Genomic DNA, 12429 nt, shown 5'->3' with positions numbered 1-12429 from the left:
CTTAATCACTCTTGCGCTTTGCCCGGCGGGGCGACACTTTGACCGCGAGACAAACCAGCACAGCGACAGGAGTGGCGCAGGGTGAACAGCATTGGCATCGTGCTTGGACGGTTCCACACCAAGGAAGTCGAAGAGATGCTGGACGAGGCGCGCGCCGTCGCCGCCCGTCGGCAGCTTCGCATCGCAGCCGAGGTCTGGGTCCCCGGCTCCATGGAAAAGCCGTTGGCGATCAAGCGGTTGCTGCGCCGCGACGACATCGTCGGCGCGGTGGCGCTGGGCATCATCGAACGGGGCGAGACTGAGCATGGCAACGTGATGGGCCACGCCGTGATTTCCAGCCTCATCAACCTTCAGCTTGAATTCATGAAGCCGGTCGGCGTCGGCATTCTGGGTCCGGGGATCAACCCGTCGCAGATCCCGCCGCGCACCCGCCCCTACGCCGCCGCAGCGGTGGAGGCGGTGGCCGATCTGTTGGCCAGCGCCTAAGCGGCTTTTCCGGCGGGGCGCCAATGATGCAGCGCGTGCATCGCCCCGCCGAACAGCAGCCCCCAAAAGGCTGAGCCGACGCCCCAAAAAGACAGGCCCGACGCCGTGACCAGCAGAGTCATCAGCGCCGGAACCCGCTCCTCCTCGACCTGCACCGCGCCCAACAGCGCCCCGCCGAAGGCCCCGATCAGCGCCAGTCCGGCCACCGCCTCGATCAAAATCGGCGGGGAGCGCAGCACCAGCGTGGCCGTCACCGCCGCCAGACCGGCCAACAGGATGTAACCAACCCCGCCGACCACCGCCGCTTGCCAGCGCCTTGCGGGTTGCGGGTCGGCGTCGGGACCGGCGCACAGCGCCGCCGTGATCGCCGCCAGATTGATGGTCGGCGCGCCGAACGGCGCGGTCAGCGCCGACAAGGCCCCCGTCACCAGAAACACCGGCGGCACGCGCGGGGTATAGCCAAAGGTCGCCAGCACCGTCAGGCCGGGGATGTTCTGCGAGGCCATCGTCACCACGAACAGCGGCAGGGCGATCCCGACCAGCGCCTCCCAGGTGAAGACCGGCGTCACCAGAGACAGGCTGGGCAACGCGAAGCCGGTGAACGCGCCCCCGGCGCCCGGCGGGTTGAGCGCCATCGCCGCCAGCGCCACGGCGACGGCGGCGGGAACCGCGTAAAGCCGGGCGAAGCGGCCAACCACCGCCCAGGTGACGAGCACCAACAGCCCCAACCCCGGCGCCTGCGCCATCGCGGCGAAGGGGGCCAAACACAGCTTGAGCAGGATCCCTGCCAGCATGGCGTTGGCCAGGGGCTTGGGGATCGCCGCGATCCACCGCCCCAGCGGCGTCCACAGCCCCGTCGCCATGACCAGAACGGCCACCGTCAGAAAGGCCCCGACCGCCGCCGGAAAGCCGCCCGCCACCGGGCCGGTCGCCGCCAACAGCGCCATGCCCGGCGTGGTCCAGGCGATGCTGATCGGCTTGCGCTGCCAACTCGCCAACAGGATGGCGGCCAACCCCATCGACGCGCCCAGCGCCGCCAACCCCGACGCGATTTGCGCGGTGTCGGCCCCGACCCCGGCCAGCCCCTGAATCACCACGGCCACCGAACTGGCGTAACCGACCAGCGCCACCAGAAAACCGGTGGCCACCGCCGAGAGCGACAGGCCGGAGGCGCCGGGCGGCAGGTTCTGCTGGGAGGAAAGCGTGGATGACGGCATGACCCGTTCCTTATCCGACAGGGCGCCGGGAGAGGCGCGTGGACATTCGAGGCTTAAACCGATATATTGGATCCAATATCCACGCAAGTGGCTTTCCGCGAGACCGCCCCACCCATGACCCAGCCGTCCGCCGACCTGTCCAGCCTGATCGCCCGCAACCGCCCGCGCTACCGCACGGCGACGGAGTTTGTCGAAGCGGCGCTGCGCGAGGCCATTCTCAGCGGCGTTTTGCCGGGCGGCTTGCCCCTGCGGCAGGAGGAGTTGGCGACCGCCTTCGGCGTCAGCCGGATGCCGGTGCGCGAGGCGTTGCGCCAGTTGGAGGCCCGCGCCCTGGTGGAGTTCCACCCGCATCGCGGCGCTGTCGTGGTGGAGATTTCCGCCGAGGATTCCGCCGACATCGGGGCCATCCGCGCCGCCCTGGAACCGGCGGCGCTGCGCCTGTCCCTGCCCCATCTGACCGCGACCGATCTGGATTTGGCCGAGGAGTTGATCGCGGAAATGGACGCGGAGGCCGATCCTGGGCGGATGGGGGAGCTAAACCGCCGCTTCCACATGACGCTCTACGCGCGGGCCGGGCAGCCCCGGCTGCTGGCCCTGACCGAACAGCATCTGGCCGCCGCCGACCGCTATTTGCGCTTTCAATTCGCCGCGTTGGGCTATCACCCGCGCTCGCAGGACGAACATGGCGCGTTGCTCGCCGCCTGCCGACGGGCCGACGCCGACGCGGCGTGCGCCCTGGTGGTCCAGCACATCGCGCTGGCCGAGGAGCAGTTGACCGCCTTCCTGAAGGACCGGCCCGCCACGCCCGAGGCGTAAGCGGCGGCGACCGTCAGCGCGGCGACCGCAACAGCCCAATGGCGCTCTGCGCCACCGCGTGCAGGTCAGTCCCGCCCGCGTCGGCGTGGGCGAACAGCGCGGCGCGCATCCGGGGATCCCAGAATTTGCGGATGTGAGCCGCCGTTTCCGCCACCGCCTCGTCCGGCGGGAAGCTGCTGAAATGGGTGGCGATCTGGTTGGCCATGCGCACCAGATCCCGGCTGCGGGTCGTCGCGTTGGCGTCGGTCATCGGCGGCCTCTCATTCAAGCTCACAAAAACAATCCTCAACGAAACAGAACGACGCCGTCGTCGCGCGACAGCGCCCCCAGCGTCATGCCCGCGCCGCGCGCCAGATCCAGCGCCAGCGCGGTCGGCGCGGAGACGGTCGCCAACAGCGACACGCCGACCGCCGCCGCCTTTTGCACCAGCTCGAAGCTGCACCGGCTGGTCATGACGACGAAGCCCGAGGCCGGATCCCGGCCCGACCGCGCCAGCGCGCCAATCAGCTTGTCCAGCGCGTTGTGCCGCCCGACATCCTCGCGCGCCACCTGAATGTCGCCCGCCGGATCGCACCACGCCGCCGCGTGAACCGAATGGTTGATCCGGTTCATCGGCTGATGGTCCGGCAAGGCGCGGAAGGCGGCGGCGATGGCCGACGGCTCCACCGACAGGCGCGCGCTCACCCACTTCGGCTCGCGCACGGCGTTGGCGAGGCTGTCCACCCCGCACAGGCCGCAACCGCTGCGCCCCTCCATCGACCGACGGCGCAGCGCGCCGCGCAGCAGACGCAGCGGGTCCACAGTCATGCTGACGACCAGACCCAGCGGGGTGTCGCGCACAGCGATCCGCTCAAGGTCGGCGGCGCTTGGAATGATCTCTTCGCTCAGGCTGAAGCCCAGCGCGAAATCCTCCAGATCCGCCGGGGTCGCCATCATCACCGCGTGCGAACGCCCGTTGTATTCCAGCGCGACCGCCGTTTCCTCCGCGATCTGCCATGTCACCGGCGCCGCCGCGCCCATGGATGGAACGGCGAGGCCAAGGACGGGGATGGAGCGCAAACGGGACACCGCCCGCGCTATTCCGCCGCCGAGACGGCGGCGGACACGCGCTTGCGTTCCCCCTCCTGCCGGTCGCGCTCCACCTGCCAGTCGGACGGCTGGTTGCTGCGGGTGATCTGCACCGCCGTCACCTTGTATTCCGGGCAGTTGGTCGCCCAGTCGGAGTTCTCCGTGGTGACGACGTTGGCCCCCGTCACCGGGTGATGGAAGGTGGTGTAGACCACGCCCGGCGGCATCCGGTCGGACAGTTGCGCCCGCAGCGTCGTCGCCCCCATGCGGCTGGCCAGCGACACCAGATCGCCGTCCTTCAGGCCGCGCTGTTCGGCGTCGTGCGGGTTGATCTCCAGAATGTCTTCCGGGTGCCACGCCACGTTCGCCGTGCGCCGGGTCTGGGCGCCGACGTTGTACTGGCTGAGGATGCGGCCCGTCGTCAGGATCAGCGGGTACATCCGGGTCGTGCGCTCGTCGGTCGGGATGTATTCCGTAATCATGAAACGGCCCTGCCCGCGCACGAAGCGGTCGGCGTGCATGATCGGCGTGCCCGCGTGGTCGGCGTCGGTGCAGGGCCATTGCACGCTGCCCAGCCGGTCGAGCTTGTCGAAGCTGACGCCCCGGAAGGTCGGGGTCAGCCGGGCGATCTCGTCCATGATCCGCGCCGGATGGTCGTAGCTCATGGGGTAGCCCATGGCGGTCGCCAGCGCGCAGGCCACCCGCCATTCGTCCCAGCCGACCTGCGAGGGCATGGCCGGGCGCACCCGGTTGATCCGCCGTTCGGCGTTGGTGAAGGTGCCGTCTTTTTCCAGGAAGGAGGTTCCGGGGAAGAAGACATGGGCGAAGGCCGCCGTTTCGTTCAGGAACAGATCCTGGACGATGAGGATCTCCAGCGATTCCAACGCCGCGCTGACATGGCGGGTGTTCGGGTCGGATTGGGCGATGTCCTCGCCCTGGACGAACAGGCCCTTGAAACTGCCGTCGATGGCGGCGTCGAACATGTTGGGAATGCGCAGGCCCGGTTCGCCGTCCAGCGCCGCGCCCCACACCTCCTCGAACAGCGCGCGGACGCCGTCGTCGGAGACGTGGCGGTAGCCGGAAAACTCGTGCGGGAACGACCCCATGTCGCAGGAGCCTTGCACGTTGTTCTGGCCGCGCAGCGGATTCACCCCGACGCCGTCGCGCCCGATGTTGCCGGTGGCCATCGCCAGATTGGCCATCGCCATCACCGTGGTCGATCCCTGGCTGTGCTCCGTCACCCCCAGCCCGTAATAGATCGCCGCGTCGCCGCCGGTGGCGTAGAGCCGGGCGGCGGCGCGGATCTCCCCCGCCGGAACGCCCGTGCGTTCCGCCACCGCGTCGGGCGCGTTGCGCGCCTCGGCGACGAAGGCGGCCCAACGGTCAAAGGCGGCGACGTCGCACCGCTCCTCGACGAAGGCGCGGTTGACCAACCCTTCGGTGACGATGACGTGGGCCATCGCGTTCAGCACGGCGACGTTGGTTCCCGGCTGAAGTTGCAGATGGTGGCGCGCCTGGACATGCGGGCTGCGCACCAGATCAATCCGGCGCGGGTCGATGACGATCAATTCCGCCCCGGCGCGCAGCCGCCTTTTCAGGCGGGAGGCGAAGACCGGATGGCCGTCGGTCGGGTTCGCGCCGATGACCAGCACGACGTCGGCCTCGGCCACGCTTTTGAAATCCTGGGTTCCCGCCGAGGTGCCGAAGGTCTGCGACAGGCCGTAGCCGGTCGGCGAGTGGCAGACGCGGGCGCAGGTGTCGACGTTGTTGTTGCCGAAGGCCGCCCGGATCATCTTCTGGACGACGTAAATCTCCTCGTTCGTGCAGCGGGACGAGGTGATGCCGCCGATGGATCCCCGGCCATGCTTGGCCTGCACCGCCTTCAAACGCGCGGCGGCATACGCCACCGCCTCCTCCCACGACACCGCGCGCCAGGGATCGGTGATCCGTTCGCGGATCATCGGCGTCATCACCCGGTCCTTGTGGGTGGCGTAGCCCCAGGCGAAACGGCCCTTGACGCAGCTATGCCCCTCGTTGGCCCCGCCATCCTTGTGCGGGGTCATCCGCACCACGGTGGTTCCCTTCATCTCCGCCTTGAAGGAGCAGCCGACGCCGCAATAGGCGCAGGTGGTCAGGACGCTGTGTTCGGGCTGGCCATGCTCGATCACCGATTTTTCGGTCAGGGTCGCGGTTGGGCAGGCTTGCACGCAGGCCCCGCAGGACACGCATTCGCTGCCCATGAAGCTTTCCCCCGCCCCCGGCGACACCGCCGAGGCGAAGCCGCGCCCGTCGATGGTCAGGGCGAAGGTTCCCTGGGTTTCCTGGCAGGCCCGGACGCAACGCGAACAGACGATGCATTTGGCCGGGTCGAAGCTGAAATAGGGGTTGCTCTCGTCCTTGGCCGCCGCCCGGTGACTTTCGCCGTCGAAACCATACCTTACATTGCGAAGACCAACCGCGCCCGCCATGTCCTGCAACTCGCAATCGCCGTTCACCGCGCAGGTCAGGCAATCGAGCGGGTGGTCGGAGATGTACAGCTCCATCACCCCGCGCCGCAGCTTGGCCAGACGCGGGGTTTGGGTGGCGACCTTCATGCCGGGGGCGACCGGCGTGGTGCAGGACGCGGGCGTGCCGCGCCGCCCCTCGATCTCCACCAGACACAGGCGGCAGGATCCGAACGGCTCCAGACTGTCGGTGGCGCACAGCTTGGGCACCGTGATCCCCGCCTCCATCGCCGCCCGCATCACCGACGTGCCGTCCGGCACGGTGACGCGGCGTCCGTCAATCTCCAGCGTCACCAACTCGCCCGCCGTCCGGGCCGGGGTGCCGAAATCCGTCTCGTGAGGATGAGGCGTGGCGTGGGTCATGGCGCGTCTCCTGCGCGGATGCCGGTTGCGGACGGCGAAGCCGGGGCGGGGCGGAAATCCTCGGCGAAATGCTTGATGGCGCTGCGCACAGGAAAGGGCGTCATCCCGCCCATGGCGCAGAGCGAACCGTCGAGCATCACCTCGCACAGATCATCCAACAGGGTGAGGTTGTCGTCCACGTCCTGCCCGGCGATGATCTTGTCGATCACCTCGACGCCTCGGGTCGAGCCGATGCGGCAGGGCGTGCATTTTCCGCAGGATTCGATGGCGCAAAACTCCATGGCGAAGCGGGCTTGGCGCGCCATGTTCACCGTGTCGTCGAACACGACGATGCCGCCATGGCCCAGCATCGCCCCTTGCGCGGCGAAGGCCTCGTAATCCTTGCGCAGATCGAACTGCGCGGGCGGCAGATAGGCGCCGAGCGGGCCGCCGACCTGAACCGCGCGGATGGGCCGCCCGCTGATGGTGCCGCCGCCATACTCGTAGAGCAGCTCGTGCAGGGTGACGCCGAACGCCTTTTCGACGATGCCGCCCTGGCGGATGTTGCCCGCCAACTGGAAGGGCAGCGTGCCGCGCGACCGGCCCACGCCGAAATCGCGGTAATAATCCGCGCCGCGATCCAGGATGATCGGCACGGCGCAAAGCGACAGCACGTTGTTGACCACGGTCGGCTTGCCGAACAACCCCTGCAAGGCCGGAAGCGGCGGCTTGGCGCGGACCATGCCGCGCTTGCCCTCCAGGCTTTCCAGCATCGCGGTTTCTTCCCCGCAGATGTAGGCCCCGGCGCCGACCCGCGCCTCCAGGTGAAAGGTCCGGTCGGTCCCGTGGATGTTCTCGCCCAACCAGCCTTCGTCATAGGCCAAGCGAATGGCGTGGCGCAGCGTTTCCGTGGCGTGCGGGTATTCCGACCGCATGTAGACGTAACCCGCCGTCGCCCCGACCGCCAGCGCGGCGATGGTCATGCCTTCGATCAGGCAAAAGGGATCGCCCTCGATCATCATGCGGTCGGCGAAAGTGCCGCTGTCGCCCTCGTCGGCGTTGCAGCAGACGAATTTCTCGTCGGCTTCGGCGTTCAGCACCGTGTTCCATTTGACGCCGGTCGGAAAGCCGGCGCCGCCACGCCCGCGCAAGCCCGATTCCGTCACCGTCGCCACGATCTCCGCCGGGGTCATCGCCAGCGCGTTTTCCAGGCCGCGAAAGCCGCCATGGGCGCGGTAATCCTCGACCGACAGCGGGTCGATGACGCCGCAGCGGGCGAAGGTCAGCCGCTCCTGCTTTTTGAAAAAGGGGATCTCCTCGGTCAAGCCCCGCCCCAGCGGGTGCGGCCCGCCGGTGAGGAACCCGGCGTCGAACAGCGACGGCACGTCGGCGGGCGTCACCGCCCCATAGGCGACCCGGCCCGCGTCGGTCGCCACCTCGACCAGCGGCTCCAGCCACAGCATCCCGCGCGAGCCGTTGCGGACGACGCGCAGCGGCAGCCCCCGGCGGCTGGCCTCCGCCCGAATGGCGGCGGCGACCGCGTCAGCCCCGACCGACAGGGCGGCGGCGTCGCGCGGCACGTAAAGGGTGGTCAGACGATGGCTCATCGCGCGTCCTCCGCCTGATCCTGCGCCCGCAAATCCGCCGTCAGCGCGTCGAAACGCTCCGGCCCGACGCGGCCATGCAAAACCCCGTCGATCATCACGGCGGGGGACAGGGCGCAATTGCCCAGACAAAAGACCGGCTCCAGGGAAAACACGCCGTCCGCCGTCGTTCCATGCGCATCAATCGACAAGCTCCGCCGCGCGTGGTCGAGCAGCGCGTCCGCCCCCATCGCCTGGCAGGCTTCCGCCCGGCACATCTTCACGACATGGCGGCCCGGACGGGTCCGGCGGAAATCATGATAGAAGCTGACCACGCCATGAACGTCGGCCCGCGACAGGTTCAGCGCCCCGGCCAGCAGGGGAATCGCCGCATCGTCGATGCAGCCGAACGTCTCTTGCAACGCGTGCAGGATCGGCAACAGGGCGCCGCGCTGTTGCATGTGCTCGGCGACGATGGACATGGCGCGCTCGGCGCTCCACGGCGGACAGACGCTCACGTCGGATTCTCCCTGCGGTCACGGGATGGGAGCATGCCGGATTGCGGAGCCTCCCAGCAAATTGGATTTGCTGATGGCGTGATAGGGTTTGGCTATCACGCCAACGCCAGCCGCCAAGGCGTCAAGGCGGCGGCGGTGGCGATGGCGACGCGCTGGCCGATGTCGTCGTCGGCCAGCGCCACGGCCAGCGCCTTGGCCAGTTGCGGCGGCGGATCGCGGTCGGCGTAAGCCAGCCCGACGACGTAGCTCACATCCGGTTCGACCAGCGGCAGGGCCACCAGATCCGGGCGCGGCGGAACGCAGGTCAGAAGCTGGCCCGGCACCACGCTGGCGCAATGGCCGCCGCGCACGATGGTGTAGAGCGTGACGATGGAGTTGGTTTCCAACACCGGCTCCACCGCCCGCCCGGTCATGCGAAAGGCGGTTTCGGCGATCCGCCGGTTCTGCATGTCGGGCGACAGCAGGCACAACCGCAACCCCGCCGCCGCCTCCCAAGACATGGCCCCTTGGGCGAGGGTCGCCGCGTCCAGATGGGCGCGTTGGGCCAACAGGTAATAGCGTTCGGAATAGAGCGGCAGGGTGCGGACGTTGTTCAGCGGCTCGTTGTCCAAATAGGTGACGGCGGCGTCCAGGGTGAATTCGTCCAGCCCGCGCTGAATCTCCCGCGAACTCAGCGAGGTGACGCTCGCCCGGATGTGGGGGAACCGCGCGGCGAAGGGGGGCAAAAGCTGCGGGATGACCGGCAGCGCCGTCGGGATCGCCCCAAGCCGCAGATGACCGGACACCCCCTGCGCCAGCGCCTGCAACTCGTGATGCAGATTGTCCCGTTCGGCGACGATGCGGCGGGCGTAATCCAGCACCTTCAGCCCTTCCGGCGTGAAGCCGCCGAATTTCTGCCCACGCTCGACGATGGGCACGTTCAGGTCGGCCTCAAGCTGGCGGATGGCGTTGGACAGGGTCGGTTGGGCGACGTGGCAGCGCTCCGCCGCGCGTCCGAAATGACGCTCCTGCGCCAAGGCCAGAAGATAGACGAATTTTCGGAACATCACGCCACTCGGCAAGGAAGACGACGCCATCCTGCCGCACAGCGGGGGAGCGCCGTCAACCCGGAAGCGCGATTTTTCCGCCCCATCAGGCGCGGATGCGGGCCTGATCGTCGGCGCGGCGGCTTTCCTCCTGGCCCCATTCCAGCAAACGGGCGACCGCGCCGTCGGCGGGGGGGAGCAGGAAGGGGGCCGCGCCCAGCAGGACCGCGCCACTGCCGCCGTCGATGGTCAGAAGGTCGCCGCTGCGGATGGTGATGTCCCCGACGGTCATCCGGCCTTGCTCCGGCTCGATGCGCAAGGCGCGGGCGCCCGCCACGCAGGGACGGCCCAGGCCGCGCGCCACCGTGGCGGCGTGGCTGGTGAAGCCGCCGCGCGCGGTGACGATCCCGACCGACGCCTGCATCCCGCGAATGTCGTCCGGCAGGGTTTCCGGGCGGCACAGAATGACCGGAACGCCGGTTTGCGCCAAGCGCACCGCCTCGTCGCCGGTGAAGACCACGCGGCCCGTCACCGCCCCCGGCGAGGCCGCCAGACCGTTGGCGATGGCGGTCGCCGCCACGTCCGGGGCCAGAACCGGGCGCAGCAGCTCGTCCAGCGCCTGCGGATCGACGCGCTCCACCGCCGCGCGGCGGGTGATGATGCCCTCCTGGGCCAAATCCACGACGATGCGCACGGCGGCGGCGCTGGACCGCTTGCCCGCGCGGGTTTGCAGGATGTACAGCCGCCCGGATTCCACCGTGAATTCAATGTCCTGCATGTCGCCGAAGGCGCGCTCCAACCGGGCCGACACCGCTTGCAACGCGGCGAACACGGCGGGCAGATGGGTTTCCATCGAGCGGCCCGGCAGAATGGCCCCGTTCGCGTCGCGGCGCGCCATCAACGGATCGGGGTCGCGGATTCCCGACACCACGTCTTCGCCCTGCGCGTTGGCGAGAAACTCGCCGCACAGCCCCGGCTCGCCGGTCGAGGGATCGCGGGTGAACAGCACGCCGGAACCGGAATCCTCGCCCCGGTTGCCAAAGGCCATCGCCTGCACCGTCACCGCCGTTCCCCAACTGTCGGGGATGCCGTGCAAACTGCGGTAGGCCACGGCGCGCGGATTCATCCAGGACCGGAACACCGCCGCGACCGCCGCCCGCAACTGCTCCGCCGGATCCTGCGGAAAGGGCTGGCCGCAATGGTCGAACACCGCCTGTTGATAGAGCGGCAGCAGGAGCCGCCAGTCGTCCGCCGTGAGATCGGCGTCGCGGACCAGACCGCGCGCGTCCTTGTGATCGTCCAACAACTGGTCGAACACCCGGCCCGGCACGCCCAGCACCACCGGCGCGTAGGTTTGGATCAAGCGACGGTAGCAGTCATAGGCGAAACGGGCGTCGCCGTGGCGCGCCGCCAGCGCGTCCACCGTGCGGTCGTTCAGCCCCAGATTCAGCACCGTGTCCATCATGCCCGGCATCGACGCCTGCGCGCCGGAGCGCACCGCCAGCAGCAACGGCGCGTCCAACCCGCCAAAGCGCGCGCCCGCGCGGGTTTCCAGCGCGCGCAACGCCTCGGCCAACCGCGCCTCGAAGGCTGGAAGGACGCGCTGCGCGTCGCCCTGCGCCGCCTGCATCCGCCGACCGACCTCGGTCGTGATGGTGAAGCCGGGGGGAACCGGCACGCCCAACCGCGCCATGGCGACCAGACCGGCCCCCTTGCCGCCCAACCGTTCCGGGCCGATGGACGCGCCCGACGGCGGCAACGGCGCGCCGACGCCAAACTCGACGATCCAGGAGGAGGCGTCCACAACCGGCTCCAGCGCGACAACGGAGGCTACGCGGTGATCCGTCGCTCGCGACGTTTCGCCGAACACACCCTCGATCATCCCCACACCCACGGCCGATTCCATGCGAACCCTCCAACGAGCAGCCTTTCGGAATATCCCGAAAGCCCCAACTTTCAGCATGCGCCTTTGTCACCGCACTGCACAACGATACTATCGTGTAATTTTCAAGCTGTTGGAAGCGGGTAAAACTTGTCTGTTCTTACGTTTTGTTGATTTTTCCGAAGGGTGTGGCCGTTGTGCCGAACCCGGTCCGGGCAAGAATCCGCGCCTTCAGGCGCCGCCATCCCCTTGGCGGGCTTGGAAAATCCAGCCTTTTCGCGTGAAATCAACCCAGCGAAGCCGCGCTCAGCAAGGCGGCGACCGCCGGGGGATCGCGCATCGCCAGCCCCATCACCGCCGCCCCCGCCGCCCCCGCTTTTCGGCATTGGACCAGCGCGGCGGCGCTTTCCACGCCCCCCAGCGCGACGATGGGAAGCCGCGACTCGGAGACGACGGACGCCAGCCCATCCGCCCCAATCAGCGGACCATAGCCGGGCTTGCTGGCCGAGGCGAAGATCGGCGACAACGTGGCGTAATCGGCGCCCAGCGCCGCCGCCCGCGCTACCCCCGCCCTGTCATGGGCCGACGCGCCGATCAGCGCCCCCGGCCCCAGCAACGCCCGCGCGCGCGCCACATCGCCGCCATCGGGCAGATGCGCGCCCGCCGCCCCGACCGCCAGGGCCAGCGCCGGATCGCCGTGCAGCGTGACCAACGCCGACCAGGGCCGCGCGCGCGCCACCAACAGGCGGGCCAGCGCCGCCCGCTCCCCCTCCTCCATATCCTTGTCCCGAAGCGACAGCCACCGCGCGCCCCGCGCGAACAGGGCGTCAGCCAGATCGGGCAGCGGCAGGGCCGCTTGGCTCCGGTCGGTGATGACAAGCAGCGGCGGTTCGGGAAGCGGCATGGCGACAAGCCCTTAGGATAAATCAAAGATTAGAGTATCCGTTATGGACAAGCGGTTTTTTCGCCCCACTTTCGGCCTTTGCTC

The 12429-nt window shown here is 69.0% G+C and carries 11 protein-coding genes; 2 read left to right on the top strand and 9 right to left on the bottom strand.

Annotated features, from left to right (window positions below):
• Positions 1-81 precede the first annotated feature (81 nt).
• The gene (locus tag ACODS4_RS22080; protein WP_119834015.1) at positions 82-486 is read left to right on the top strand and encodes a 6,7-dimethyl-8-ribityllumazine synthase; all 405 of its coding nucleotides are present in this window, start codon (positions 82-84) and stop codon (positions 484-486) included.
• Here ACODS4_RS22080 and ACODS4_RS22075 read toward each other — a convergent pair.
• Positions 483-1703 carry a benzoate/H(+) symporter BenE family transporter gene (locus ACODS4_RS22075; RefSeq protein ID WP_488867595.1) on the bottom strand — a complete coding sequence of 407 codons (1221 nt, stop codon included), beginning with the start codon at positions 1701-1703 and terminating at the stop codon, positions 483-485. The two genes, ACODS4_RS22080 and ACODS4_RS22075, sit on opposite strands and share 4 nt — an antisense overlap.
• A 114-nt stretch (positions 1704-1817) precedes the next feature.
• Between ACODS4_RS22075 and ACODS4_RS22070 the strand changes: the two genes are divergently transcribed.
• The gene (locus tag ACODS4_RS22070) at positions 1818-2519 is read left to right on the top strand and encodes a GntR family transcriptional regulator (RefSeq protein ID WP_488867593.1); all 702 of its coding nucleotides are present in this window, start codon (positions 1818-1820) and stop codon (positions 2517-2519) included.
• Positions 2520-2532: 13 nt separating this feature from the next.
• Here ACODS4_RS22070 and ACODS4_RS22065 read toward each other — a convergent pair whose 3' ends face one another.
• From ACODS4_RS22065 to ACODS4_RS22030, 8 genes are all read right to left on the bottom strand, one after another.
• Positions 2533-2769, bottom strand: coding sequence for a formate dehydrogenase subunit delta (locus tag ACODS4_RS22065; RefSeq protein WP_488867591.1), 237 nt, complete (start codon positions 2767-2769; stop codon positions 2533-2535).
• A 35-nt stretch (positions 2770-2804) separates the two neighbouring features.
• Positions 2805-3587 (bottom strand): formate dehydrogenase accessory sulfurtransferase FdhD, encoded by a 783-nt coding sequence (gene fdhD / locus ACODS4_RS22060; protein ID WP_488867589.1) that lies wholly within the window; start codon positions 3585-3587, stop codon positions 2805-2807.
• 8 nt (positions 3588-3595) lie between these two features.
• A complete protein-coding gene (fdhF, locus tag ACODS4_RS22055; protein ID WP_488867587.1) occupies positions 3596-6454 on the bottom strand; it encodes a formate dehydrogenase subunit alpha in 2859 nt (952 codons plus the stop codon).
• Positions 6451-8040, bottom strand: coding sequence for a formate dehydrogenase beta subunit (locus tag ACODS4_RS22050; protein ID WP_488867585.1), 1590 nt, complete (start codon positions 8038-8040; stop codon positions 6451-6453). Before ACODS4_RS22050 ends, fdhF begins: the two co-directional genes overlap by 4 nt.
• Complete coding sequence (locus ACODS4_RS22045) at positions 8037-8534, bottom strand: formate dehydrogenase subunit gamma (RefSeq protein WP_488867584.1); 498 nt, start codon at positions 8532-8534, stop codon at positions 8037-8039. The genes ACODS4_RS22050 and ACODS4_RS22045 overlap by 4 nt, the downstream gene beginning before the upstream one ends.
• 95 nt (positions 8535-8629) lie before the next feature.
• Positions 8630-9580 carry a LysR family transcriptional regulator gene (locus tag ACODS4_RS22040; RefSeq protein WP_488867582.1) on the bottom strand — a complete coding sequence of 317 codons (951 nt, stop codon included), beginning with the start codon at positions 9578-9580 and terminating at the stop codon, positions 8630-8632.
• Between the two features lie 85 nt (positions 9581-9665).
• Entirely contained in the window at positions 9666-11465 is a 1800-nt protein-coding gene (locus ACODS4_RS22035) for a pyruvate, phosphate dikinase (protein WP_488867580.1), read from the bottom strand.
• A gap of 262 nt (positions 11466-11727) precedes the next feature.
• A complete protein-coding gene (locus ACODS4_RS22030; RefSeq protein ID WP_488867578.1) occupies positions 11728-12345 on the bottom strand; it encodes a thiamine phosphate synthase in 618 nt (205 codons plus the stop codon).
• Between the last annotated feature and the right edge of the window lie 84 nt (positions 12346-12429).

It is taken from the genome of Azospirillum sp. FG154 (assembly GCF_057809575.1).
Note: the sequence above shows the minus strand (reverse complement) of the source record. Positions and strands in the feature narration are given on the sequence as shown.